Source organism: Streptomyces sp. NPDC107454, assembly GCF_055582885.1.
This window is the reverse complement of record NZ_JBVJPA010000005.1, coordinates 468414-493150: the sequence shown is the minus strand read 5'-3', so window position 1 is coordinate 493150 and position 24737 is coordinate 468414. Positions and strand designations below refer to the sequence as shown.

The 24737-nt window shown below is 72.0% G+C and carries 19 protein-coding genes; 7 read left to right on the top strand and 12 right to left on the bottom strand.

Annotated elements, in window-relative coordinates:
* Nucleotides 1–145: 145 nt before the first annotated feature.
* Nucleotides 146–2140: a VWA domain-containing protein gene (locus ACZ69M_RS15195; protein WP_470050022.1), complete on the bottom strand. Its 1995-nt coding sequence runs from the start codon at nucleotides 2138–2140 to the stop codon at nucleotides 146–148.
* Between the two features lie 242 nt (nucleotides 2141–2382).
* Between ACZ69M_RS15195 and ACZ69M_RS15190 the strand changes: the two genes are divergently transcribed.
* A complete protein-coding gene (locus ACZ69M_RS15190) occupies nucleotides 2383–4476 on the top strand; it encodes a PhoX family protein (RefSeq protein WP_470050020.1) in 2094 nt (697 codons plus the stop codon).
* A gap of 59 nt (nucleotides 4477–4535) precedes the next feature.
* On the opposite strand, the gene ACZ69M_RS15185 is transcribed toward ACZ69M_RS15190, so the two are convergent.
* Nucleotides 4536–5477 (bottom strand): LysR family transcriptional regulator, encoded by a 942-nt coding sequence (locus ACZ69M_RS15185; RefSeq protein ID WP_470050018.1) that lies wholly within the window; start codon nucleotides 5475–5477, stop codon nucleotides 4536–4538.
* Nucleotides 5478–5676: 199 nt separating this feature from the next.
* Between ACZ69M_RS15185 and snpA the strand changes: the two genes are divergently transcribed.
* Nucleotides 5677–6357 carry a snapalysin gene (gene snpA, locus ACZ69M_RS15180; protein ID WP_470050016.1) on the top strand — a complete coding sequence of 227 codons (681 nt, stop codon included), beginning with the start codon at nucleotides 5677–5679 and terminating at the stop codon, nucleotides 6355–6357.
* Between the two features lie 90 nt (nucleotides 6358–6447).
* On the opposite strand, the gene ACZ69M_RS15175 is transcribed toward snpA, so the two are convergent.
* The 3 genes from ACZ69M_RS15175 to ACZ69M_RS15165 all read right to left on the bottom strand — a co-directional run bounded on the left by ACZ69M_RS15175 (nucleotide 6448) and on the right by ACZ69M_RS15165 (nucleotide 10331).
* Complete coding sequence (locus ACZ69M_RS15175; protein WP_470050015.1) at nucleotides 6448–8430, bottom strand: FUSC family protein; 1983 nt, start codon at nucleotides 8428–8430, stop codon at nucleotides 6448–6450.
* 39 nt (nucleotides 8431–8469) lie between these two features.
* Nucleotides 8470–9462, bottom strand: a complete 993-nt coding sequence (locus tag ACZ69M_RS15170; RefSeq protein WP_470050013.1) for an endonuclease/exonuclease/phosphatase family protein — start codon at nucleotides 9460–9462, stop codon at nucleotides 8470–8472.
* An 83-nt stretch (nucleotides 9463–9545) separates the two neighbouring features.
* Nucleotides 9546–10331 (bottom strand): alpha/beta fold hydrolase, encoded by a 786-nt coding sequence (locus tag ACZ69M_RS15165; protein WP_470050011.1) that lies wholly within the window; start codon nucleotides 10329–10331, stop codon nucleotides 9546–9548.
* Between the two features lie 173 nt (nucleotides 10332–10504).
* Here ACZ69M_RS15165 and ACZ69M_RS15160 point away from each other — a divergent pair, with 173 nt between their 5' ends.
* Nucleotides 10505–11845, top strand: a complete 1341-nt coding sequence (locus ACZ69M_RS15160) for an aminotransferase-like domain-containing protein (RefSeq protein ID WP_470050176.1) — start codon at nucleotides 10505–10507, stop codon at nucleotides 11843–11845.
* Here the strand turns inward: ACZ69M_RS15160 and ACZ69M_RS15155 are convergent.
* Together ACZ69M_RS15155 and ACZ69M_RS15150 are read right to left on the bottom strand one after the other, a co-directional pair.
* A complete protein-coding gene (locus ACZ69M_RS15155; protein WP_470050009.1) occupies nucleotides 11760–12659 on the bottom strand; it encodes a hypothetical protein in 900 nt (299 codons plus the stop codon). The two genes, ACZ69M_RS15160 and ACZ69M_RS15155, sit on opposite strands and share 86 nt — an antisense overlap.
* A gap of 245 nt (nucleotides 12660–12904) precedes the next feature.
* Nucleotides 12905–13414 (bottom strand): hypothetical protein, encoded by a 510-nt coding sequence (locus ACZ69M_RS15150; protein ID WP_470050008.1) that lies wholly within the window; start codon nucleotides 13412–13414, stop codon nucleotides 12905–12907.
* Between the two features lie 103 nt (nucleotides 13415–13517).
* Here ACZ69M_RS15150 and ACZ69M_RS15145 point away from each other — a divergent pair, with 103 nt between their 5' ends.
* From ACZ69M_RS15145 to ACZ69M_RS15135, 3 genes are all read left to right on the top strand, one after another.
* Nucleotides 13518–14153 carry an NAD(P)-dependent oxidoreductase gene (locus ACZ69M_RS15145; RefSeq protein WP_470050007.1) on the top strand — a complete coding sequence of 212 codons (636 nt, stop codon included), beginning with the start codon at nucleotides 13518–13520 and terminating at the stop codon, nucleotides 14151–14153.
* A 113-nt stretch (nucleotides 14154–14266) separates the two neighbouring features.
* Entirely contained in the window at nucleotides 14267–15421 is a 1155-nt protein-coding gene (locus tag ACZ69M_RS15140) for a PP2C family protein-serine/threonine phosphatase (protein ID WP_470050174.1), read from the top strand.
* Between the two features lie 87 nt (nucleotides 15422–15508).
* Entirely contained in the window at nucleotides 15509–16576 is a 1068-nt protein-coding gene (locus tag ACZ69M_RS15135) for a hypothetical protein (protein ID WP_470050005.1), read from the top strand.
* A gap of 66 nt (nucleotides 16577–16642) precedes the next feature.
* On the opposite strand, the gene ACZ69M_RS15130 is transcribed toward ACZ69M_RS15135, so the two are convergent.
* From ACZ69M_RS15130 to ACZ69M_RS15120, 3 genes are all read right to left on the bottom strand, one after another.
* Nucleotides 16643–18601, bottom strand: a complete 1959-nt coding sequence (locus ACZ69M_RS15130) for a YncE family protein (protein ID WP_470050003.1) — start codon at nucleotides 18599–18601, stop codon at nucleotides 16643–16645.
* 496 nt (nucleotides 18602–19097) lie between these two features.
* Nucleotides 19098–20351, bottom strand: coding sequence for an amidohydrolase (locus tag ACZ69M_RS15125; RefSeq protein ID WP_470050002.1), 1254 nt, complete (start codon nucleotides 20349–20351; stop codon nucleotides 19098–19100).
* Between the two features lie 54 nt (nucleotides 20352–20405).
* Nucleotides 20406–20567, bottom strand: a complete 162-nt coding sequence (locus ACZ69M_RS15120; protein WP_470050000.1) for a hypothetical protein — start codon at nucleotides 20565–20567, stop codon at nucleotides 20406–20408.
* Between the two features lie 152 nt (nucleotides 20568–20719).
* Here ACZ69M_RS15120 and ACZ69M_RS15115 point away from each other — a divergent pair, with 152 nt between their 5' ends.
* Nucleotides 20720–22063: a helix-turn-helix domain-containing protein gene (locus ACZ69M_RS15115; protein WP_470049998.1), complete on the top strand. Its 1344-nt coding sequence runs from the start codon at nucleotides 20720–20722 to the stop codon at nucleotides 22061–22063.
* Nucleotides 22064–22215: 152 nt separating this feature from the next.
* Here the strand turns inward: ACZ69M_RS15115 and ACZ69M_RS15110 are convergent, their stop codons facing one another.
* Nucleotides 22216–22800 (bottom strand): GNAT family N-acetyltransferase, encoded by a 585-nt coding sequence (locus tag ACZ69M_RS15110; RefSeq protein ID WP_470049996.1) that lies wholly within the window; start codon nucleotides 22798–22800, stop codon nucleotides 22216–22218.
* 70 nt (nucleotides 22801–22870) lie between these two features.
* On the bottom strand, nucleotides 22871–24709 hold the full coding sequence (locus ACZ69M_RS15105) for an alkyl/aryl-sulfatase (protein WP_470049995.1): 1839 nt from the start codon (nucleotides 24707–24709) through the stop codon (nucleotides 22871–22873).
* Nucleotides 24710–24737 lie beyond the last annotated feature (28 nt).

The following is a 24737-nucleotide window of genomic DNA, read 5'->3' as shown; positions in this document are numbered from 1 at the left end:
TGGGGTGACGATCGCCGGTGCTGGTCGTACCGTCGGTCGTCTTGCGAACCTTGAAATCGTAGCCGACATGGGTGGGCCGCCCGTTTCCCTTTTCAAGGGGTGGGAAACGGGCGGCCTCCGGTTGTTCTTGCTGGGCCTATGGGTGCTACGGGCGCCAGTTCTCCAGCACGCCCTCATAGACCTCCGCGTCGGTCAGCTCGCGCGGGGTCGGGCCCGCGTGGAAGAAGGCCGTGTTGTCGGTCTTCAGCTTGCGGAGGTAGTCGAAGGCCTTGTTGTCGTGCTCACCGAACGCGACGAACGAGAAGAACACGGTGGGGTGGTCCTTCGCCGCGTCCGTGAGGGACTGGGTGGCGGGGGTCTTGGCGTCCGGGGCGCCGTCCGTCTGGAAGATCACCAGGGCCGGGTCGGTGGTGCCGGACTTCTGGTGGTGCGTGACGACTTCTTCCACCGCGATGTGGTAGCTCGTACGGCCCATGCGGCCGAGGCCGGCGTGGAGGTCGTCGATCTTGTTCTCGTGCTCGGAGAGGGTGAGCTCGCCGGTGCCGTCCAGTTCGGTGGAGAAGAAGACGACCTGGACCTTGGCCTCGGGGTCGAGGTGGGCGGCGAGGGCGAGGGCCTGCTCGCCGAGGGCCTGGGCGGAGCCGTCCTTGTAGTACGGGCGCATGGACGCGGAGCGGTCGAGGACGAGGTAGACCTTGGCCCGGGTGCCGGTGAGGTCCCTCTTCGCGAGGGCCGTTCCTGCTTCCTGGTAGGCGGTGGCGAGGTCGGGGGCGTGGGTCTTCACGTGGGTGAGGGGGGTGGCCGGGGTGCCGGTCGTCCCGGCCTCGGCTTCGCCTTCGGCCACGTCGTCTTCCCCGCCCGCACCACCCGTGACACTCTCGTCGTCGACTGCGGGTGGCCCCGCCGGGGGCTGATCGCCGTCGGCGGCGACCGGCTCGTTCGCCGAGTCGTGCGCCGGCTCGTCCACGGGGTCGGCCGTCGGCACGTCCACGGAGTCGGACGTCGGCTCGTCCACCGAGGCCGCGACCGGTTCGGAGACCGGTTCCGCGACCGGTTCCGCAGTCGGTTCGGTGACCGCTTCCGTGGTCGGTACCGCGACCGGTTCGGCGGGGGTGATCTCAGCGGTGACCGGGGCGGGGGTTTCCTCGGCGACCGGCTCCGAGGTCTCCTCCGCGGCGGGCGCGGGAGCCTCTTCGGCCACGGGCTCGGAGGCCTCGGCGGCGACCGGTTCCGGGGTCTCCTCGGCGGCGGGCGCGGGGGCTTCTTCGGCGACGGGTTCCGGCTCGGACTCGGAGAGCTCCTCGGCCACGGGCTCGGGCTCCGGGGCGGACACCTCGGGGGTTTCGGCGACCGGCTCCGATTCGACCACGGGCTCCGGCTCGGACGCGGGCGCCTCGACCTCGACCTCAGGCTCGACCAGAACCTCGACCTCGACCTCAGGCTCGACCAGAACCTCGACCTCGACCTCAGGCTCGACCAGAACCTCGGCCTCGACCTCGGGCTCCGCCTCGGCCTCAGGCTCGGCCGGAACCTCGACCTCGGCCTCAGGCTCGGCCTCGGGCTCCGCCGCGACCTCAGGCTCGACCAGAACCTCGGCCTCGGCCGCGACCTCAGGCTCGGCCGCGACCTCAGGCTCGGCCGGAACCTCAGGCTCGGCCGGAACCTCGGCCTCGGCCTCGACCTCGGCCACCGGCTCGGCCTCGGGCTCCGCCGCGACCTCGGCCTCGGGCTCGGGCTCGGCGGCGATCACCGGCTCGGGATCCGGAGCCGGAGCCGGAATCGAAGCGGAAGCGGAAGCGGAAGCCGAAGTAGAAGTAGAAGTGGAAGCAGCAGTCGCAGTCGGCTCCTTCTCCTCCTCCGTCTCCTCCGTCGTCTTCTCCTCCAGTACCGGCGCCGCCGGCTTGGGGACCGTGACGTTGTCGAAGGCCGCCGACACCAGCTCGTCCACCACGGACGGCTCCGACGAAGGTGCGGGGATCTTCGGCTCGGCCTCCTGAGCGGGAGCCGGCGTGGGCTCCGGCTCGGTGGCCGGGGCCGGGACCGTGGGGGCCGTAGCCTCCGTCGGCGAGGTCTCCGCGTCGGCGTCACGCCCCTTGCGTGAGCGGCCGAACGCGTTCCGCAGGAGAGTGAGAATGCCCATGTGCGCAACCCTTCGCATGAGTTGAAGCCGTCAATCCCTGGCCAGGACGGACACGTAAGGTTAGCGGCCGTCTCCGGCGATCTTGGGCAGGGTCGGGTACCGACAGGTAGCGGTGTCAAGAGCGTTATCAAGACCCCTGCGAGAGCGGGAGGTTCACGCTCTGTTCACCCGGCCGCAGGGTGCTTGCACCCGCACCCCCCTAGCGTCACGCTCACACCAAGGGTTCGCAAGGGGAGAGTAAAGTGCGCAGACTGCTGCCGTTGATCGGAACGCCCGGTTCGCATCCCGGTGGGCGATCCGCCCTGACCTGTCGGTTCCGCTGTGGGGACGCCTGCTTCCACGAGGTGCCCAACACCAGCGACAACGCGTACGTCGGTGATGTCATCGCCGGTGCGATCGGCCGCCGTTCGATGATGCGGGCCGCGGCCGTCGTCACGGTCGCCACGGCGACGGGTGCGGCGGTCGTCGGCACCGGTGCCCAGGACGCGCAGGCCGCGCAGGCCGCGCAGGGAGTGGAAGGGAGTGCCGCGGCCCGTACCGGACACACGGCCGACAAGGCCGCGCGCGGGCTCCGGTTCAGCCCCGTCCCGCCGAACACCGCCGACGCCGTCACCGTCCCCGGTGGGTATGGCCAGAATGTCGTCATCCGTTGGGGTGAGCCCATCCTGCGCGGCGCTCCCGCCTTCGACCCGGAGCACCAGACCGCCAAGGCCCAGGCCGGCCAGTTCGGTTACAACAACGACTTCCTCGCTCTCCTCCCGCTGCCCGGTGAGCGCGGACGGCAGCTGCTCGTGGCGAACCACGAGTACACCGACGAGGTGCTGATGTTCCGCGGGTACGACCCCGCGAACCCCACCCGTGAGCAGGTCGAGGTGGCGTGGGCCGCCCACGGTCTGTCCGCCGTCGTGGTCGAGGAGGACCGCAGGACCGGCAGGCTCACCGCCGTCACCCGGCACGCGCTCAACCGTCGGGTCACCGCCACCACCGAGTTCCGGCTCACCGGCCCCGCCGCCGGGTCCGACCTGCTCAAGACCTCCGCGGACCCGACCGGCCGCAAGGTGCTCGGCACGCTCAACAACTGCTCCGGCGGCACCACCCCCTGGGGCACCACGCTGCACGGCGAGGAGAACTTCAACCAGTACTTTGCGGGCGCGAGCCGTGACACCGACAAGCGGTACGGGCTCGGCACGGGCGCGACCGAGCGCAAGTGGGAGCGGTTCGACAAGCGGTTCGACGTGGCGCAGGAGCCCAACGAGTCGCACCGCTTCGGATACGTCGTCGAGTTCGACCCGTACGACCCTTCCTCCACGCCCCGCAAGCACACCGCGCTGGGCCGCTTCAAGCACGAGGCCGCGACCGTGCGGCTGACGGACGACGGGCGGCCCGTCGTCTACACCGGCGACGACGAGCGTTTCGACTACTTCTACAAGTTCGTCGGCAGCAAGCGGATGCGGCACGGTTCCTCGCGCTCCGTCCGGGAGCACAACCTCTCCCTCCTCGACGAGGGGACGCTCTACGTGGCCCGGCTGACCGGCGACTCCCCCGCCGCCGACATCGACGGGAGCGGGAAGCTTCCGGCGGACGGGGAGTTCGACGGCAGCGGTGAGTGGATTCCGCTGGCCACCGCGACCGCCCGCGGAGCCGTCTCGCACGTGGACGGGATGACGGCCGAGGAGGTCCTCGTCTTCACGCGGCTCGCCGGTGACAAGGTCGGCGCCACCAAGATGGACCGGCCCGAGGACATCCAGCCCTCCCCGCACACCGGCAAGGTCTATGTCGTTCTGACCAACAACACCAACCGTGGAAAGGCCGGGTCCGCGGGCGCCGACGAGGCCAATCCGCGCAACGCCAACAAGCACGGGCACATCCTGGAGCTCACCGAGCGCCGGGGCCGCGCGGAGGCGACCACCTTCGGCTGGTCGCTGTTCCTCGTCGCCGGCGACCCGGCCGACCCCGCCACCTACTTCGCGGGCTTCCCGAAGGACAAGGTCAGCCCGATCTCCTGCCCGGACAACGTGGCCTTCGACCCGCACGGCAACCTGTGGATCTCCACGGACGGCAACCAGCTCGGCTCGCACGACGGCCTGCTGGGCGTGGCGACGAAGGGCGAGCGGCGCGGTGAGCTGAAGCAGTTCCTGACCGTGCCGACCGGCGCGGAGACCTGCGGGCCGATCATCCAGGACCGGCGGGTGCTCGTCGCGGTCCAGCACCCGGGCGAGATCGACGGCGCGTCGGTGGAGAAGCCGGCGAGCAACTGGCCCGACGGACCCGGGAAGATCGTGCGCCCGGCGGTCGTCTCGGTGTGGCGCACGGACGGCTGCGACATCGGGGTCTGAGGCCGCGGGAGGTCGTCGCGGGAGTCGTCGCGAAAGCCGCGTACGGGTCTTGACGGGCCTTAGGGGAGGGCTGGGACGGGGTTGTCCACACCGCTGCGTTCCAGCCACTCCCGGTATGCCGGGGACTGCTGTGCCGTCTCCCGGTACGCCTCCGCCAGGTCCGGATAGACGCCGTCCAGCTCGGCCTCGGTGCGGGCCGCGAGCAGCAGGCGTACGCCGAGGGGGTCGCCGTACAGTCTGCGGACGACCGTCTCGGGGCCGGACTGGCGGGTCGGCTGGCAGACCGTGATGACCTCACCGGTCGCCACCAGGGACGCCGTCGTGTGGTAATCGCCGTGCAGGACGCGGGGGTTGAGCCCGGCCGAGCGCAGCATCCGGTGCACCGCGTCCCACTCGCCGTCGACCGTCGGGTCGATCATCCAGCGGTCCTCGGCCAGGTCGGAGAGGCGTACGACGGAGTGTGCGGCGGCCGGGTGGTCGTTCGGCAGGGACACGAACTGGGGCTCGCGCTCGACCAGGACACGCAGCCGCAGCCCGCTGGGGATGCGCAGCGGGCAGCCCTCGACCTCGTGCACGAACGCCACGTCGAGCCGGCCCTCGGTGACCAGGTTGAGCAGGGCGTTCGCGGACACGTCCATCTGGAGGACCGGTTCATGGCGGCGTTCGCGCAGTCGGCGCAGCCAGCCCGCGAGGGCACGGCTCGCGGTGGAGCCGATGCGCAGTTGGGGGTCGTCCGCGGCGGCGGCGCGGGCCTCCGCGACCAGGGACCGCATTTCGGCCACCAGCGGGCGTGCCCGCCCGAGCACGACCCGGCCGAGCGGGGTGGGACGGCAGCCGGTACGTTCACGGGTGAACAGCTCCCCGCCCAGCTCCTGTTCGATCCGCCGCAGCTGGGTGCTCAGCGAGGGCTGGGCAACGCCGAGCAGGCGCGCGGCGCGGTGCAGGCTGCCGGTGTCGGCGATGGCGCACAGCGCGCGGAGATGCCGGACCTCAAGCTCCATGCCGTCGGAGCCTAAGTCGCGGGCGTGGGTTGCACCAGACGCACAAACCCCTTGCAAGGCAGGCTAGTTGGACGCACCGGGACGGTGCGGGCAGCTCGCCCCGATAGGGCTGCCCTATCGCCGATTGCCATCATCACAGCGGACGCACAGGCATCGACACTCACCGATGACGACTTCACCCCCCACACAAGGAGTCATCATGCGACTCTCCCTGCCCATGCTCTCGGCCGCGGTCGGGTTGGGCCTCACGGCCGCCACGTTCGGCGTGGTCCCGGCGACGGCGGCCCCGGCCCCCGCTCCCGTCTCCGCGTCGGCCCCGTATGCCGGTTACTCCGGATCGGCCGCGGAGGCCACGGCGAACCAGGCGTTCTTCCAGGCGGTCATCAGATCCGTCGCCGAGAAGCGCGCCGCGAACCCGAGCAGCGCCGCGGCCGTCACGGTGGTCTACAACGCCTCCCGCGCGCCGTCCTTCAGCGCGGAGATAGCCCGCAGCACCCAGATATGGAACAGCGCGGTCTCGAACGTCAAGCTTCAGTCGGGTTCGGCGTCGAGCGCCGACTTCACCTACCGCGAGGGCAACGACTCGCGTGGCTCCTATGCCTCCACGGACGGCCACGGCAGCGGGTACGTCTTCCTCGACTACGCGCAGAGCGAGCAGTACGACCCGATCCGCATCACGGCGCACGAGACCGGCCATGTGCTCGGTCTGCCCGACCACTACTCCGGTCCGTGCAGCGAGCTGATGTCGGGCGGCGGCCCCGGCCCGTCCTGCACCAACGCGATCCCCAACGCGACCGAGCGCTCGCGCGTCAACCAGCTCTGGGCCAACGGTCTCGCGCAGGCGCTGGACAAGGCCCTGGGCAAGACCAACGCCCGCTAGCCGGCCGAACCCGTAACAGCCAGTCCCCACCCCCCACAGGTGCGGGCCGTCCCCTGCACGGGCGGCCCGCACCCCCTGTGCGGGGACCGGTCAGTGCGGTGAGGCGATGGCGCGGGCCGCCGCGACCTCCTGGCGCAGCGGCTCCAGCACACTGCCGGCCGGCCCCGTGAGATTCGTACGGACCGCGACGAGGGTGTCGGTCTCGCGAAGGCCGTCCGACAACTCCCGCAGTTGCAGGGCGACGTGGGAGATCTCGGCCGGGGAGGGGCGCTGGGCGCCGTGCCGGATCCGTACCCCGGCGGCCGTGGTCGCGTCCACGATCCGCTCGACCGCGACGACGAGCGGCAGCCAGGCGGCGGCGCGCCGGCCGTTGGGCGGCGGTTCGGTCAGGGCGCGCTGGAACTCCGTGCGGATGGCGGACAGGTCGCGGTAGAGGCGGCGGCGCATCCGGGCGCGGGCGGCGGGGTCGACGTCCGCCCCGAAGGCGTACTCCACATAGCGGGCGGTGTCCGCGACCGCGTCCGCGAGGCGGTCGCCGACCCGGGTGTGCCAGCTCTCCGGCCACAGCAGATAGCCGGCGACGAGGGCGATCGCGCAGCCGATGAGGGAGTCGGCCAGGCGTGGTACGAGCAGGGCGGTGCCCAGATGGTTGAGGACGTCGGAGAGGAGGAGGATCACCGGGGTGACGGCGGCGGTCTGGTAGCCGTAGCCGCGTCGGCCGAGGGCCGGGATGAGCGGGCCGAGGACGAACATGACCGGCACGTCCCACCAGCCGAGCGGCACCAGGGCGAGGACGACGGCCGCGACGACGAGTCCGGCCACCGTGCCGAGCGCACGCAGCAGTGCCCGGGAGAAGACCGATCCGAAGTCGGGCTTCATGACGAAGGTGATGGTGAGGGCGACCCAGTACGAGCGTGGCACCGTGACGAGGGAGACCAGGGCCTGGGCGAGGCCGATGCACAGGGCGAGGCGCAGGCCGTAGCGCCAGGAGGCGGCGGACAGCAGGACGTTGCGGGAGGCGCGGGCCGCGCGGACGCGCAGGGGCGGTGGTCCCCCCTGATCGAGCGGGGCCGAGAGCTTGGGGGAGGGACTGCCGAGGCGGTCGTCGACGTTGCGGAGGGACGTCTTGCCGGCGGGCCGGTCGCTGACGACGTCGGCGGTGTGCCGCAGGGCGTGGTCGATGGCGCGCGCGGTCTCGTTGGTGGGGACCGGGAGGCCGAGCGCTATGGGTCCGGTGTAGCCGGTCTCGACGGCGTCGGCGAGGTGACGCAGGGCGTCCGGGAGCTCGGGGGCCAGCGGTTCGTTGAACTGGTGGGCGGCCGGGGCGGCTTCGATGACGGGCGTGATGGCGTTGAGCTGGGCGAGCAGCCGGGCGAGTTCGGGGTTGCGGCCGTGGTGGAAGGCGCGCCGGGCGAGGGCGAGGTCGTAGGACTGGTTGAGGGACTGGGTGACGGCGAAGCGGATGTCGGCGTACCGCTCGGTGCCGGTCGCGGCGAGCAGGTCGGCGACGGTCCGGTAGGTGTGGGCGACGGCGGCCCGTTCGGGGATGCCCGAGCGCAGCGGCCAGGCGAGCAGGGCCAGGGCCAGTACGAGGAGGCCGCCGCCGGACATCAGCACGGGTGCGAGCCACCAGGATCCCGGCAGCGGAAGTCCGGCGCCGATGGAGCAGTTGAGCAGGAGCAGCAGGCTGGACACGGAGGCCACGGCGCCGATCGTCGAGATCATCCCGGAGACGAGCGCGACGCCGGTGACCGCGCCGACGGCGATCCAGCCGTGCCCGAAGACGAGCGAGCCGATGGTGACGCCGATCGCGCCGAAGAGCTGGGGGACCGCGATGTTGAAGATGCGCATGCGGTAGGCGTCCGCGGTGTCGCCGATGACGCCGGACAGGGCGCCCATGGAGGCGAGGGCGCCGTACGCGGGTTCGCCCGCCGCGAGGCCGATCGCCAGCGGCAGGGCCAGTGCGATCGCGGCGCGCGCGGCGGCGGCCCAGGGCATGGGGGCCTGCTGCGGTCGGAGGTTCCTGACCAGCCAGTCGGGAGGGGTGAGAACACGGGGCAACTGGCGGGGCATGGACCCATTATGACCGCATCGCCCCACCGGTCCCGGGGCTCATTTGTGCTGGTGAAGGGTGATATCGACGACGAGCGCGCGATGGTCGCTGCCGGCGATGTCGAGGAAGGTGGCCGCGTTCGCGGAGAAGTCCGGGGAGACGAGGACGTGGTCGATCTGGGCGCCGAGGGTGGGGGCGGTGCGCTCGGGCCAGCTGGGGGTGCGCGGGGAGCCGGCCAGGCGGGCGCTGTCGCGCAGTCCGGTGTCGAGGATGCGGCGGAACGCGGCGTGGTCCTGGGAGGCGTTGAAGTCCCCGGCGAGGATGGTGGGGCTGTCCTTGCCCCCGGCGGCGTAGTCGCGCAGCTCGCCGAGCTCGTGCCGCCACAGGCCGACCTGCCCCGGCAGCGGCGGCATGGGGTGCGCGAGCTGGAGCCGTACGGCGTGCCCCTGTACGTCGGCCACGGCCCCCGGCATCCCCATCGTCCCGCGTACGCCGTCCGCCGTCGCGAGCGGGAACCGGCTGATGATCACGGAGCCGTCGGATCCGGCGCCCTCGACGGACACGCGGTACGGATAGGCGCCCCCCTGGCCCTGGAAGGCCTTCTTGAGCGTGGCGGAGCACGTGTACTCGCACTCCTCCACGAACACGATGTCGGGCCGGTGCCGTCGGACGGCGGCGACGAGCGCGTGGGCACCCTTTCCGAACTGCACGTTCGATGTCATCACCCGCAGTTCGGCGACCGGACTCCCGGTCGGCTCGCTGGTCCTGCCGTAGGGCTCGATGTACCAGGCGAGCGCGCCCAGCACCAGCACACCCCACACCATGCCGGTCCGCCGGCGGGCGAACAGGGAGAGCAGGAGTCCGAGGCCGGTGGGCGCGAGGAGCCAGGGCAGGAAGGCGAGCAGTTGGGGCACGGGGGTGATGCCGTCGCTGTCGGCGGCCCGGCATCCGACCACCACGCTCACCCCGGCCAGCAGCAGCCCGGCCGCCCAGGCCGCCGGTCGGCCCCCGGAGCGCGTCGCCCGGTCCTCGGAACCCGCCCGGGCAGTCACCGCAGTCTCCAAATCCGGGCCTGCCTTCCGCTCGTTCGCGTGGGGTGCCCGAATCCTCCCTCACCGACGGGCGGGGCGTCTGCTCAGGCGTCGAGTCCGTCCAGGAAGTCCGCCAGCGCCCCGTTGAACTCCTCCGGTCGCTCCAGGTTCGGCAGATGGGCCGCCGAGGCGATCACGCTGAGCGTCGAGTGCGGCAGCGCCGCGTGCATCGCCTCCGCGTCCGGGACCGGGGTGTACTCGTCGTCGGCGCCCACGACGACGAGGGCCGGGACGGCGACGCGGGTCAGCAGGTCGCGGTAGTCGGGGCGCTCGGCCCGTCCCCGCAGGGCCGCCGCCGCGCCCTCGGGCGGCGTGGCGGTCATCATGCGGTGCACGTGCGCGGCGACCTCGGCGTCCGCGTACGGCGCGACCATCTTGTACAGCACCTCGTCGGCGTAGCCGGCCATGCCCTCGTGCAGCAGGCGGTCCGCCATCGCGGCGCGGGCCTTCCTGCCGTCCGGGGTCTCGGCCGACGGGAACGTGTCGGCCAGCACCAGCCCCCGGATCCGTTCCGGGAACAGCCGGTAGCACTCCATCGCGATCTGGCCGCCCATGGAGAGTCCGGCGAGGATGAACCGGTCCACCCCGAGGTGGTCGAGCAGCGCCGCGATGTCCTCGGCGAAGGTGGCGAGGGGCGTGACGCCGGGGACCACGGGAGACGCGCCGTAGCCGCGCAGGTCCGGGGCGATCACTCGCCGTCGCGACGAGAACGCGGCGATCTGGGGGGTCCACATCGTGTGGTCGAAGGGGTGGCCGTGGATCAGGACGAGAGGGAGCGCCGTGGCATCGGCTGCGCCCCCTTTGTCCTCGTATGCGAGGAAGGGTGCCATGGTCACGACCCTAGGTCCGGCCAACTGCTCGGTGCAATAGGATCTTTGCCCTCGGTGCAATCCAGGTGATGCGCTCCGGGCAGTGCAGTCGAGGCAGTGCAGTCGAGGCAGTGCAATCCAGGCGGTGCGACCCGGTGCCGCGATCCGGAACGCGAACAGGGGGACCTCCCGTGGTGGACGACTATCGGCGCATCGCCGACCGGCTCGCCGACGACATCGCCGCCGGACGGCTCGGCCCCGGCGAACGACTGCCCCCGCAGCGGGCGTTCGCCAGGCGGTGCGGGATCGCCGGATCGACGGCCGGACGCGTCTACGCCGAACTGGTGCGGCGCGGACTGGTGGTCGGCGAGGTCGGGCGCGGCACCTTCGTCCGGGCCGCCCCGGTCCCCTCGGGACGCGCCCTCGCCGAGCCGTCCCCCGAATCCCGGGCCCCACTCGTCAATCTGGAGCTCAACTACCCGTCCGTGCCGGGCCAGTCGGAGCTGCTCACGCCCGCCCTCGCCCCGCTGCTGCGCCCCGACGTCCTCACCGAGTCCCTGCGCACCGCTCCCGCCACCGGTACGCCCGCCGCCCGCGAGGCCGTCGCCGCCCTCCTCGCCACCCCGGGCTGGCGACCGGCCCCGTCCCGGCTGGCCTTCGCGGGCAACGCCCGTCAGGCCATCGCCGCCGCGTTCGCCTCCCTCGTCCGGCCGGGCGGCCGGGTCGGCGTCGAGGCGCTGACGTACCCCCTGGTCAAGGAGATCGCGACGCGGCTCGGCGTCACCCTGGTCCCGCTGGCCATGGACGACGAAGGGCTGCGGCCCGAGGCGGTCACCGCGGCCCACCGCTCGGCGCCCCTGTCCGCCGTGTACGTGCAGCCCACCCTGCACAATCCGACCGGCGTGACGATGGGGGACGCGCGCCGCCGGCAACTGGCCGACACCGCACGCGACCTGGACCTCCCGCTCGTCGAGGACCGCATCTGGTCCTTCCTCCACATCGGCCGGGACCCGCTCGCCGCCCACGCCCCCGAGCGCACCTACCTCGTCGACGGCCTCTCCAAGCGGGTCGCGCCCGGCCTCACCGTCGGCTTCCTCGTCGCGCCCGAGGACCGGGTCGAGGACGTGGCGGCGGCGCTGCGCTCCGGTGCCTGGGGCGCGGGACGGTTCGCGCTGGAGGCCGCGGTGCGCTGGCTGGTGGACGGCACGGTCGACCGGCTGGTCACCGCCAAGCGGGCGGACGCGGAGCTGCGGCAGGGGCTGGTCGCCGAGCACCTCGCCGGGTTCCGTGTGCGGGCCGATCCGCGGGCGTACCAGGTCTGGTGGGAGCTGCCCGCGCCGTGGCGGGCGGACACGTTCACGGCGGCGGCAGCGGCGCGCGGGATCGCGGTGACCCCGGGCTCGGCCTTCGCCGCCGCCCCGGCCGCCGCGGCGGGCGCTTCGGACGCCGTCAGGCTCGGACTTGCGTCGGTGGCTCCGCCGGAGCTGGCCCGGGCTCTTGGGACGCTCGCCGACGTCGCGCGTACGCGGCCGTGAGCAGGGCGGTCAGCGCCACCGTGAGGCCGAGGACGAGCAGCGCCCAGGAGACCAGGCGCAGGGTGTCGGTGAGGGCGTCGTAGACCGCGCCCACCGCCGTGGGGGACACATCGGGCGGCAGGTCGGCGAGGGTGAGCCGGCGGCCGACGGCGACCGCGACGCCGAGCAGCGCGGCGCCCAGCGCCGTGCCGAGCCCGGTGGCCAGCACCGCCTGTCTGCGGCACACCGCGACGAGGATGCCCGTCACGGCGAGGACGGCCGCCGAGACGGGCAGCCAGAATCCGGCGACTTCAAGCACGTGGAACCCCTTCCGGAGCTCGGCCAGATCCTCCGAGGGCAACACCGTGATCTCGGTGTGCTCGACGTGGATACGGTTCGACAACGGCACGTGCGCGTCGGCGAGTTGGCTCCTGACCTGTTCGGCGACCGGGGCGAGATCGATCGTCACGGCCTCCTCCCGGTCACTGCGCAGCGCCCGCATCACCGCCTCGTGCGCGGCCCGGTTCGCCGCCTGCCACGCCGTGTGGAACGCCGGTGTCAGCGTGAACGAGCGCACCGCGTCCCGTACGAAGTGGTTCACCGGCCCCTGGAGCGGTGCCCGCACATGGACTTCGCGCAGGATCCCGGTCGTGACGGCCGCGGCGATCGCCTCCCGTACGTCCGTGTCGGCGGCGAGCGGCTCCATCGCGGCCGCGTAGCGCTCGTCGTCGCCGATCCCGTACGCCGCCCAGGTCGACAGCGCGCCGAGCGGCGTGAACAGGCAGGCGAGGGCGATCAGGACCGCCGACAGGGTGCTGCGCACACGAGGGGACACCTCACCAGGCAAGGCCGCGTGGGCGGAGAGCGCGAGCGGTGTGACTCCATATGGGTGCAAACGACAAGCCGCTCCGGTGGAGAGCTCACCCGAACGGGTGTTACCTGGTTGTAGCGGCTCTTCCCCAGACTCCTGGGACTTGGTCCCAGGGGGTAGGTGAGTGAGGGAGGTGCACGAGGCCCCGGCAGCCTGCCGGGGCCTCGTGCACCATGCCATCCGCGGCGTCGCTTCGGCGTGCCGCCGCGTCAGTTCACCGGATGGCCCGCCGCGTCCTCGTGCGTGTAGTAGTGGTAGAAGCTCGCCGCGAACACGATGACCGAGGCCCCCAGCCCCATGAACGTGGAGCGCAGCACGGACTCACCGGTCGTGCTGAAGAGGAACCCGAACGCGATGCCCGCGAACGCGGTCCACACCAGCGCGTGCAGTTCACGCCTCAGCACCGGCGCCAGCATGCGCACGCCGATGTAGGCGGCCGCGAACGCGATCGCGCACACGAACCCGAACAGGACGTTCCAGCCCGTGATCGATCCGGCGTCACGCACGTTGGCCGCCGCCCAGTACCCGTAGAGCAGCCCGCCGGCGACGGGCACCGCCCACTTCGCGACGGCGTGGGTGCGCGCGTCGAAGACATCGGGTGCGCGGTGCGTCCGCGCCGCCCAGGTCGAACCCGCGATGCCCGCCGTTCCCGCCGTACGCCCTGTCACCGCTCCGTGTCGTGCCCCTGACGCCTTCGAGACCGGTGCCACGTGAGTCATGGGAGCACTCCTCTCTCCTCGCCCCGCCTTCCAGGTCACACCCCGGCCGGGTGGCTGGCAAGTCGGGATGCGGGGCTTTTGGCCGCGTGTTTCGCTGAACTCCATGAAGGTCGTACTTTTCGGCGCCACGGGAATGATCGGCAGCCGTATCGCAACGGAGGCATCGGCGCGCGGGCACCAGGTCCTGGCGGTGAGCCGCTCCGGGCAGTCACCGGTCCCCGGGGTCACGGCGACCGCCGCGGACGCATCGGACACGGCGAAGGTGACCGAGCTGGTGGCGGGCGCGGACGTGGTGGTCTCGGCCTGCGTGCCGCCGAGAGACGGGACGGATCCCCGGGGGCCGTTTCTGGCATTGAACACGGCGCTGGTGGAGGCCGTCCGGGCGGCCGGGGTGCGGCGGCTGGTGATCGTGGGCGGAGCGGGCAGTCTGGAGGTCGCGCCCGGACAGCAGGTCGCGGACCAGCCCGGCTTCCCGGAGGCCGTGCTGCCGGAGGCGCTCGCCCACCGCGACGCCCTCGACTTCTACCGCACGGTCGACGACCTCGACTGGACGTACATCTCGCCCGCCGCCGACATCGCCCCCGGCGCCCGCACCGGCGCCTTCCGCCTGGGCGGTGACCGGCTGCTCACCGACGATCACGGCAACAGCAGGATCAGCGCCGAGGACTACGCCATCGCCCTCGTCGACGAGCTGGAGACGCCCGCCCACCCGCGCGCCCGGATGTCGGTGGCGTACTGACGAGGAACGGATGGTACGGCGACGTGGGCGCCCTGCGACGCATCCGAGACCTGTCGCCGCTGCTCGGCCCGGTGCCCCCGGAGCAGCGATACGACTCCGTCCAGCGGCAGAAGATGCTGCGGCTGCGCCGCCACAACGTCGCCTGGGTGCCGCCGCTGCTCCTGCTCATCGCCATCGGACTGGCCGACTGGAACACCTCCGGCGAGTTCCGGATCATCTCCTGGATCGTCCTCGTCCCCGGCATCGCGGCGGCGATCTGCGGGGTGTGGACCACGGCGGTCTTCGCCTGCCTGGCGGTCGTCACCTACGTCGAGGTGGACGCGTCCTGGGAGCACCAGTACCAGAACGGCCTGCCCGACTTCATCCTCGTCTGCGTGGGCGGCGTCCTCGCGGTCCTGGCCTGTGCGGTCCGGGTGCGCGGCGAGCGGCGCATGCTGCACATGATGGACGTCGCCGAGACCACCCGGCGGGCGGTGCTGCGCCCGTTGCCGCCGGGCTGGGGCGGCCTCGACCACGCGGCCGTGTACCTCACCGCCGACAGCGAGGCCAGGGTCGGCGGGGACTTCTACGACATCCAGCCGGGCCCCTGCGGCACCCGGCTGCTCCTCGGCGACGTGCAGGGCAAGGGGCTGGGCGCGGTGGAGTCGGCGTCCGCGCTGCTCGGCACGTTCCGCGAGGCGGCGTACCACGAACCCCTCCTGCGGACGATCGCCGACCGTCTGGAGGTGCGGATGGTGCGGCACGTCGGCTACCGCACGGCGGTCGGCCGCGACGACGGTGACCGCTTCGCCACCGCCGTCCTGGTGGGATTCCCCGACGACACCCGGGACACCGTCGAGTTCGTCAACTTCGGCCACGAGCCGCCCCTCGTGGTCGCGCCCGACGGCGTACGCACCCTGCCGCCGGGCCACGGACTCCCGCTGGGTCTCGCCGAGCTGACCTCCGACCAGCCGCTCGTCCTGACCGCCGTACTGGTCCCCGGCGAGACCCTGCTCCTCGTCACGGACGGGGTGACCGAGGCCCGCGACGCCGACGGAGCGTTCTTCCCGCTCCTCGACCGGGTGACGATCGCCCTGACCGAGGACCCGCGCACCGTCGAGCCGCAGCACCTCGTCGAACTCGTCCGCGACGGCACACTGCGGCACTGCGGCGGGCGGCTGGCCGACGACACCACGATCTTCGCGGTACGACGACAGGAGGACCCCAGGCCGGTGGTGTCACCGAACGTGGTCCCGGAGGGCAGGGGCGGGGGCACAACCCAGCCATAGGCGGGCGTTTGCCCGGCTGCCGTCCCCCCTTCGCAGGCGCAGCGGCTACGGTGCTGGCGTACGTGATCGATGGGGAGGGAAGGAACCATGCCCGGAACCGTGCTGCTCCTCGCGGCCTCACCGGTGGGCAAGGGGTGTCTGGTGGACGCGGCGTCCGTGCTCCCCGTGCTCGCGGCGGTGTCCCCCGCGGTGCTGTCCGGCACGGACACCGCGAACGTGGTGGAACTGGCCGACCCCTTGGAGCCGCAGGCCGTGCTGACCCGGCTGCGCGCGGCCGCCACGGCTCCCGGCCCGCTGACGATGTTCGTGACGGGACAGCTCCAACTGGACCGCCGCCAGCGCCTGCCGCACCTCGCGCTGGCCCGCACCACCCCCTCGACCGTCCGCTACACGGCCTTCCCCTGGCACTGGATCACCGAGGAGCTCCGGCTGCGCGCGCCGGGCACCACCGAGCTCCTGGTCGACCTGCACGCCGACGCGGAGACCTGGGAGTACCTCGCGACGAGCCCCCTCACCGCGGGCACGGGGGTCGGCCTGTACGGGCGCGTCGCCCCGCCGCCGCCCCGGCGCACGGTGGCGTCACCGGCGTACATGAAGGCCCTCGCCACGATCCTGCGCAGCGGCCGGCGGCCCGAACTCCCGCTGCTGCACCAGCAGTCGCTGGCCCGGATCGAGGCCGAGAGCGGGCCGCCGGGGATCGTGCTGGCGGCTCCCGCGCGGATACCCGTGGTCCCGGACCCGCACGCCGCGATCACCGCCGCCGCGCAGGCGGGCCGGCACGACGAGGCCGCGGCACTGGCCGCGCGCTGGGAGCAGGAGGCGGCCCGCACCTGGGGCGTCGCCTCCGAACAGGCCCTGCACTGGGCGGAGGTCCGCGCGGACCTGGCGATGCTCGCGGGCGACCCGGTCGGCAGCTGCCGCACCTGGCTGGCGATCGCCGGACACCGGCTGGACGCGGGCCAGCCCGCGGACGCCCCGGCCGTCGAGTCGGCGGTGGACCGGGCCCACCACCAGTGGGGACAGATCGGCGACTTCGCACGCGCCGTCGAACTCGGCTCCGCGCTGGCCGAGTTGAGGCTGCGGGTGCCAGGACGTCGACGGGGCGCCCTCGACCACGTACAGCGGCACCTCAGCAGGCTCCAGGCGCGGGTGTGACACTCGGCGCCGCCTTCCGGGGCACGGCGCCGAGGTCTCGGCTCAGCCGATGAATCAACTGGTGGATCAGCTGGTGAAGATGAAGTACTTCCAGTCGCCGTGCGTCGTCGAGTTCACGTTGTCGCCCGACGTGCCGTTGTAGTACGAGGAGCGCACGCGCATCCGGTAGCCCGTCTCATGGGTGCCGCCGAGCTGCACCCTGGACACGCCGGTGGAGCTCAGCTTGAAGTACTTGGTGCCCGCGTCGTACCAGGTGCCCTGGTAGTAGAGCTCCATCTCCAGCCGCTGCTGACGGTTCGGATACGCCGTCATCGTCGTGGTGAACTGCGGGTTCCTGGACTTGTGGAAGTAGTAGTACGTGTGGCCGTACACCGACTTCTTCTTGTACTGGCCGCTGATCGCCGTGGACACCTTCACCTTGGCGCCGACCGTGCTGCTCACGGACTTCGACCTGTAGCGCGAGTCGCCCGCGAACTTCGCGGTGACCTTCGCGTCGCGCGTGAGGTCGAGCGTCACGGTGAGGTTGCCCGAGGAGTTCACCTTGCCGGACTTCACCAGCTTGTTGGGCTTGTCGGCGCCGAACGGGTCGGACCAGATCTCGACCGTGCGGTTCTTGTACGTCGACCCCAGGTGCGCCGTGAACTTCACGTCGGTGCCGTACGCGTACACCTTGCGATCGTTGTTCAGGGTCAGCGTCGGGGTGGCGCGCGAGACCTCCACCGTGTCCGAGGCGGACGCCGCGGTGTGGGTGGCGTCGCCCGCGTACTTCACCGTGTACTTCACCTTGCCGCCGGCCGGCGGGGTGTCCTTGAAGGAGAACGTCCCGCCGGAGCCGAGGGTCTTGGTGCCGAGCGACTTGCCGCCCGGCGACTCCATGTCGGTGCGTGTGACGGTCAGCGGGGTCCCGGCGGGCAGCGCCAGACCGGAGGTGAGCTTGCCGCTGACGGTGAGGGACTTGGCCCGGGTGGCGGTGGCGGGCGCGTCGACCGTCAGGGTGCCGGCGTACTTGCGGGGCTCGTCGACGGCGTGGAACTCGGTGGACTCGTTGGACCCGGTCAGCACGAACAGCTTCCCGCCGTCGGCCGACCAGTTCATCGAGTGCCCGAACCACGGCATCCAGCTGGACGACAGGTTGCGGACGCTGGCGGGCTTGTCGGAGCCGCCGCTGAAGACGTACGTGTCGCCGAGGTTGTCGGTGTCGAGGACGGTCGCCGCGACCGTGCCGTCCGGAGCGACGCTGACCGTCTCCGGTTCGTCGCGCACGGGGTAGGTACGTACCTGCTCCAGGTCGGAGAGCCGGTACTCGGTGAGCGCCCGGGTCCCGGGCCCGGCCACGACGACGTTCTGGCCGTCCGGGGTGAGCGCCGCGTCGCGGTAGAAGCCGCCCTTCTCGGCGGAGACGCGGATCACCGGGGTGCCGGAGGAGATGTCGTAGACGACGATCGGCGCGGAGCTGATGTGTGCGTCGAGCGCGAGCAGCGTGCCCGGGTTGTCGGGGTCGGCGTAGAGCTCGGGCGGGCTGGAGAAGTCGTGGCCGGCCGCCAGGTCGAGGGTCACCGTGGGCGTCCCGGTGGTCAGGTCGACCTCGCCGAGCCCGGACTCCCACTGGTCGCCGTAGCCGAACCACAGCTTGCCGTCGGCGTAGGCGAGCCGGGAGGGGATGGTCTTCTCGCCGGTGGGGTACTCGGCGGTCTGGGTGAGCGTCGCCGTGTCGAAGGCGACGATCTTGTCGGCCCCCTGGACCGCCGCGTACAGCGTGCCGGAGTCCGGGCTCAGTTCGAGGTCCCGGACCTGGGGCAGGCCGGTGAGCGTGGTGACGACCTTGCCGGTGTTGTCGGTGACGACGATCCGGTTCTGGTAGCGGTCGCTGAAGTAGAGCCGCTGATGGACGCCGTCGACGACCGTGTCGTCCGCGTCCGAGACCGCGATGGGCCTGGTGGTGTCGGCGGACGCCACCGGTGCGGCGGCGAGCACCGCGGAGCTGAAGAGGACCGCCAGCGCTGTGGCGGCGGGAAGAGTGCGCATACGCACGCTGATTCGAACCCCCCGGAACGAAGTGTGGGCGCCACGGATACGGGTCGGGTGATGTCCTGGCCGGGCAGGACCGCCAGCCGTGTATGACCTGCGATCCGTGCGGAACCTGTGAGCCGTATGTGGCGAGTGGGCAAAGGTTAAGTCATGCCACTGACAACAGGAGGCGCAGGGGTCCCTGGAATGCGTGGGCATGCCGTTCCGCCCCTGTCGAGAGCCTCCCCCGGCGTCAACTCCGGTGCCATGACGGTGAGCGAAAGGGCGAGCGACAGCGATGCGGTGTTCGGCGGCCAGGACCTGGCGCTGGCCGGGTCGTCCCAACAGGCCGACAAAGCACGGGAGTTGATACGAAGCGGTCTTCCCGTCGGCCTCACCCTCCGGCGAGAGCGCCGACCGCATGCCGCGCGACGACCACGGGCGCCCCAAGTACGCCCGGACGATCCTGCTCCCCGCGCTCCGGCACGCCGTCCAGCGCCCCCGCACCCCCTTGTCAGGAAGGCTCCTCCGGGCTGACGAGATACGCGAGCGCCGCCGACACCAGCGTCCGCACTCCCGGAGCCAGCGTCGCCAGGTCGGGCGCGAACTGCGGGCTGTGATTGCTGGGCACGGCAGCGAACTTCTCCATGAGGTCGTCCCCCGGGGCCGCGTCCCACACCTTCGCCGGGGTGCTGGTCACGAACCAGTAGGAGTACGGGATCTTCCCCTCCGCGAGCCGGGGGAAGTCCTCGCTGCCCATCGCCGGGCCCGGGTCGAGGATGGTCCCGGCGCCGAAGACCTCGCCGTGCACGGCCGCGACCCGGCGGTCGGTCTCCGGGTCGTTGACGGTGACCGGGAAGCTGTTGCCGACGACGACGTCGGGCTCGCGCGGGCAGCCGGCGGCCAGGCACTCGCCCGCCGCGATCCGCCGGATCGCCGCGATCATCCGCTCACGGACCTCGTCCGACTGCGTACGGATGTTGAGGGCGATCCGGGCCTCGGCGGGGATGATGTTGTGCCGGGTGCCCGCCTCGATCCGCCCCACGGTCAGTACGGCCGACTCGCGCGCCGCGATCTCCCGGCTGACGACGGTCTGCAGCCGGGTCACGAGGTACGCGGCGGTGACGACCGGATCGACGGTCGACTCCGGACGCGAACCGTGCCCGCCCCGCCCGTGCACGACGATGTCCACGTCCGTGGAGGCGGACATGATCAGGCCGGGCGAGTGGGCGTAGAGCCCGGCGGGACCGGGAGCCGCGTGCTGGGCGAGCAGGACGTCCGGCCGCGGGAACCTCTCGTACAGCCCGTCGGTGACCATCCCCGACGCGCCCTCGCCGGTCTCCTCGGCGGGCTGCCCGAGCACGAGGAGCGTGCCGGACCAGGTGTCGCGTCCGGCGGCGAGCGCCCGGGCCGCGCCCGCCAGCCAGGTGACGTGCAGATCGTGCCCGCAGGCGTGCATCACGCCGGGCACCCGGGAGGCGTACGGCAGTCCGGTCTCCTCCTGCACCGGCAGCGCGTCCATGTCGGCGCGCAGCAGGACGGTCGGCCCGGGCCCGTTGTGCAGGACGCCGACGACTCCGGTGCCGCCGACGCCGGTGACCGTGTCGAACCCGGACGTGCGCAGCCGGTCGGCGAGCGCGGCGGCCGTCCGGTGTTCCCGCATCGACAGCTCCGGGTGCCGGTGCAGGTCGCGGTAGAAGTCCTCCAGATCGGGAACCGGGAGGTCGGCGGTGAGGTCCAGTGCGATGCGTGCGGCAGGCGAGATCACGGGCCCAGCGTAGAGGCCGCCGACGGGACGGGGGAGTTCCCGTCGGCGGCCGGTCTAGCGAAGGGCCTGCGCGTGGCCCGTGACGTGCTGGAGGTGCGGGGTGGTGGCTTCGGCCGCCCGGGCGGGGCCGGCGTTCGCTGCCAGGACCAGGGCGGCGACGGCGACGACGGCCGCACCGAATCCTCTGAAGTAGCGCGCGGAAATACGTCGGAGCATGGCGACCTCGCAACAACAGCGGCGTATTAAGCAGGCTTAATCCGCCGCTTAACGTAGGGGTTCGAAGCATCAAAGGGCAAGGGGCGCAAGGGGAGTTGGACAATAGTCAAAACTTGGCCGAGTGTAAGTCGGGTTAATGGCATGCTTAATCCATGGCGGAGCGTGACGGCCCGGAGGTCATCGGGCGCAGGGTTCAGCAGTTGCGTACGGAACGCGGGCTGACGCAGAAACAGTTGGCGGAACCGGCTTACACGCCCGCGTACATCTCCACTCTGGAGGCCGGGCGGGTGCGGGCCTCCGAGCCCGCGCTGCGGCACATCGCCGAGCGGCTCGGGGTGGCGTACGAGGAGCTCGCGACCGGGCGCCCCGCCCATCTCGCCACCGATCTGCGGCTGCGGCTCACCGACGCCCAGCGCACGCTCGCCACCGGCGAGGCGGAGGTCGCGGCGGAGCAGTACGACGCGCTCCTCGCGGAGGCGGACGCGCACGGGCTTGTCACCGAGCAGGCCGCGGCGCTGCTCGGGCTCGGCGAATGCGCCCTGGAGACCGGGAACCTGGAGACCGCGCGGGAACGTTTCGAGGCCTCGGAACAGCGCCTCGGCGACGCGCCCCTCCCCAACCGGGTGCCCGCCCTGCGCGGCCGGGCCGTGTCCCACTACCTCGCCGGTGAACTCCGCTACGCCTGCTATCTGTTCGAGTCCACCCTCGACGAGCTCAACCGCACGGGAATGCACGACCCGGACGCGCTGCTGCTTCTCTACACGGGTGTCATCGCCCCGTACATGGACATGGGCGCCCACGCGCGGGCCGCACAGGCGGCGGAGTTCGCGCTCGCCCTGGCGCCCCAGGTGGGCGATCCGGCCCTCGTCGCCCGGATGCACCGCTCCGTCGCCCGCACGATGATCGCCGAGGGCCGGGTCGCCGAGGCGGACGCCTCCCTCGCCAAGGCCTCCGAGCTCTACCGGCAGCTCCAGATCCGTACCGAGCTCGCCAACTGTCACTGGATGCGCGGCTACTTGTACGCCCAGAACGGTGAACTGGAGCGGGCGGAGGGCGAGTTGCGGGAGGCGCAGGTGATGCTCTCCGCGAAGCGCGCCGCGCTGTACACGAGCCAGGTCAATGTGGAGCTCGCGGACGTACTGCACCGGCGGGGGAAGTCGGCCGAGGCCGCCATCCTCCTCCACGAGGTGCTCGGTGACCTCAGTCCCGAGCGCGGCGCCGTGCACTCGGCCGGCGCGCACCGCCTGCTCGGCATCATCGCCGAGGACGCCCGGGACACGGAGTCCGCCGAGGAGCACTACGTGCGGGCGCTGAGTCTTCTGGAGCGGGCGGGGGCGGCGGGGGATCTCGCGGACCTGTGCCGCCTCCTCGGGGACCTGTTGCGCCGCACGGGCCGGGTGGAAGCGGCCCTCGACGCCTACCGCACGGGCCTCGGCCACCGCACGGCCCCCGGCACCACCACCCTGGGCCCGGCCCCGGCCCAGCCCCCGCTGTAACGGACCCGCCGGCACAGTTCGGTGGTCCCTCGGCCGCGGGCCGGTGGGGGCTGGGGGCGCAGCCCCCTGGGATGGGACGGGTAGGGGCAGCGGGGGTGCGGAAGCCGGAGAACTCCTACGAGCGGCGGGGGCGCGCGCACCCTGAGCGGTGTCTAGGAGGCGGATATCTCGGAGGCGGGGATCTCGAAGATGGTTTCGAGGCCGTCCTCCTCGTCCCACTGTTCGCCGACCTCCGTGAAGCCGAACCCGGCGATCGTGGCCAGGGACGCGGCGTTCTCGGGGCTGATCGTCACGCGCAGGGTCCGGACCCGGGCGTCGGTGGCGGCCCGGCGCATCAACGCGGCCAGGATCGCCCGGGCGTAGCCCTGGCGGCGGTGGGCGGGGTCCACGGAGTAGCCGATCTCCACCATGCCCGTCTCGTCCGGCGGCCCGTGGAACCCGGCGTAGCCGACGACCGTACCCTCCGGTTCGGCGATCACGACCTTGGACAGCCATCCCGCACACTCGGGGCGCGCGGCCAGCTGGTTCAGCCGGTAGCGCCAGAGCCAGCGCGCGCTGTCGCTGAGGAAGTACTCGGTGAGTTCGGCCTCCACCTCGGCACCGGCCCGCTCGAGGTCGGAGTCCAGCAGGGCGGTCATGGCCGCGCTCGTCACCTCGACGAATCGCACTGCCTTCGGGCCGGCGGGCAGGACGCGGGCGGCCCGCTCGGCGTTGTCTCTTGCAGCGTTGTCTGTCACAGCGCGGATCCTCATCGGGGGGAGCCGGACCTGTCGAACGGTTTTTCCCCGGCAGGCCCTCCCGGGGGCTTCACGGCGTCACGATCGGGAACGCCTTGTCCGGCTCGGAGACGTACGACAGCAGCCGGGTCAGCACGGTGGTGTCGCCGTCCGACTCGATGCCCGCGAGGCCCCGGCCCGACACGACCCCGAGCAGTTCCGGGCGGGTGAGGGTCAGGGTCAGGTCCGCGTGGGGCTTCGGGGTGTGATGGACCGGCATGGCGCGGTGGGTGAGGGCGCCGTTGTGGAGGTTCACGCGGTGGCGGCGCTGCTCGTCGATGACGACGAGGTCGAGGGTGAGGTGTTCGTTCCAGGCACGGGGGCCCTCGATACGGACGGCGAGCGAGTCGAGGAGCATGCTCACGGTCAGCGCGGACGTCAGTTCGGGGCTCGTGGTGTCGACGGGGATGTCGGCGGTGCCCGCGCGCAGTTCCAGGGCGGCCGTGAGGTAGGCGTTGCGCCAGGGCCCGTTCTCCGCGCCGAACCCGAGCCGTTCGTAGACGCCCGCGAGGGTGTCCTTGGCCGCGTTGTTCGACGGGTCGGAGAACACCAGGTGGTTGAGGAGGGTGGCGGCGAACCGCAGGTCGCCGGAGTCGATGTACGCCCGCGCCTTGACCAGGGTCTCCGCCTGTCCGCCCGCCAACTCCACGTACCGCCGCCCGAGTTCGATCGGCGGATGCTCCCAGAGGTGGGCGGGGTTGCCGTCGTACCAGCCCATGTACCGCTGGTAGACGGCCTTGACGTTGTGGCTGACCGAGCCGTAGTAGCCGCGGGCGTGCCAGGCTCTCTCCAGGGCGGGCGGCAGCAGCAGTTCCTCGGCGATCTCGGTGCCGGTCATGCCCCGGTTGAGCATGCGGAGGGTCTGATCGTGCAGGTAGGCGTAGAGGTCCCGTTGTTCGCCGAGGAACCTGACGACGTTCGCCCGGCCCCAGATCGGCCAGTGGTGGGAGGCGAACGCCACGTCGTAGGTGTCACCGAACACGTCGATCGTCTCGTCGAGGTAGCGGGCCCACACGTGCGCGTCGCGGACCGGGGCCCCACGCAGGGTGAGCACGTTGTGCAGGGTGTGGCTGGCGTTCTCGGCCACGCACAGGGCGCGCTGCTCGGGGAGCAGGAAGTTCATCTCGGCGGGCGCCTCGGTCCCGGGCGTGAGCTGGAAGATGAACCGCACTCCGTCGACGGTCTCCTCCTGCCCCGTCCGGGTGATGTCCACGTTCGGGGCGATGAGCGTGACGGTGCCGGTGGAGATGGTGGTGCCGAGCCCGGTACCGATCTGGCCGCGCGGGGCCCTCGGCAGCCGGGAGCCGTACATGAACGCCGACCGGCGCAGCATCGCGTTGCCCGCGAAGACGTTCTCGCTGACCGCGTGCTTGAGGAATCCGTCGGGCGCGAGGACGGGCAGCCCGCTCTCGCTGCCGTGCGCCACCACTCCGCGGGCGCCGCCGAAGTGGTCGACATGGGAATGGGTGTAGACGAGCCCGGTCACGGGCCGTGAACCCCGGTGCTCGTGGTAGAGCCCCAGCGCGGCAGCGGCGCACTCCGCCGAGATCAGCGGGTCGATCACGATCACGCCGTGCCTGCCCTCGACGAGGGTCATGTTCGAGAGATCGAGTCCGCGCACCTGGTACACGCCCTCGGTGACCTCGTACAGGCCGTGGCGTGCGCACAGCTGTGACTGGCGCCACAGGCTGGGGTGCGCGGTGTCGGGGCAGTCCCCGTCCAGGAACGCGTACGCGTTCCCGTCGTAGACGATCTGTGCCTCGGCATCGGTGATCACGGGCGGGTCCAACGCCGCGATGAACCCCCGATCGGCGTTCTCGAAGTCCGTGAGATCGTCGAAGGGAAGGTCATCACGCGCCGGGACGGTCATACGTCCAGCCTCTGCCGACGAGCGGCGA

What these genes read in the sequence shown, in the direction of transcription:
- ACZ69M_RS15185 (WP_470050018.1), bottom strand. Translation starts at nt 5,477, where the DNA reads ATGGAGCTTGAGGTCCGGCATCTCCGCGCGCTGTGCGCCATCGCCGAC.
- ACZ69M_RS15165 (WP_470050011.1), bottom strand. Translation starts at nt 10,331, where the DNA reads ATGGCACCCTTCCTCGCATACGAGGACAAAGGGGGCGCAGCCGATGCC.
- ACZ69M_RS15150 (WP_470050008.1), bottom strand. Translation starts at nt 13,414, where the DNA reads ATGACTCACGTGGCACCGGTCTCGAAGGCGTCAGGGGCACGACACGGA.
- ACZ69M_RS15115 (WP_470049998.1), top strand. Translation starts at nt 20,720, where the DNA reads ATGGCGGAGCGTGACGGCCCGGAGGTCATCGGGCGCAGGGTTCAGCAG.
- ACZ69M_RS15145 (WP_470050007.1), top strand. Translation starts at nt 13,518, where the DNA reads ATGAAGGTCGTACTTTTCGGCGCCACGGGAATGATCGGCAGCCGTATC.
- ACZ69M_RS15195 (WP_470050022.1), bottom strand. Translation starts at nt 2,140, where the DNA reads ATGGGCATTCTCACTCTCCTGCGGAACGCGTTCGGCCGCTCACGCAAG.
- ACZ69M_RS15120 (WP_470050000.1), bottom strand. Translation starts at nt 20,567, where the DNA reads ATGCTCCGACGTATTTCCGCGCGCTACTTCAGAGGATTCGGTGCGGCC.
- ACZ69M_RS15105 (WP_470049995.1), bottom strand. Translation starts at nt 24,709, where the DNA reads ATGACCGTCCCGGCGCGTGATGACCTTCCCTTCGACGATCTCACGGAC.
- ACZ69M_RS15140 (WP_470050174.1), top strand. Translation starts at nt 14,267, where the DNA reads ATGCTGCGGCTGCGCCGCCACAACGTCGCCTGGGTGCCGCCGCTGCTC.
- ACZ69M_RS15175 (WP_470050015.1), bottom strand. Translation starts at nt 8,430, where the DNA reads ATGCCCCGCCAGTTGCCCCGTGTTCTCACCCCTCCCGACTGGCTGGTC.
- snpA (WP_470050016.1), top strand. Translation starts at nt 5,677, where the DNA reads ATGCGACTCTCCCTGCCCATGCTCTCGGCCGCGGTCGGGTTGGGCCTC.
- ACZ69M_RS15130 (WP_470050003.1), bottom strand. Translation starts at nt 18,601, where the DNA reads ATGCGCACTCTTCCCGCCGCCACAGCGCTGGCGGTCCTCTTCAGCTCC.
- ACZ69M_RS15135 (WP_470050005.1), top strand. Translation starts at nt 15,509, where the DNA reads ATGCCCGGAACCGTGCTGCTCCTCGCGGCCTCACCGGTGGGCAAGGGG.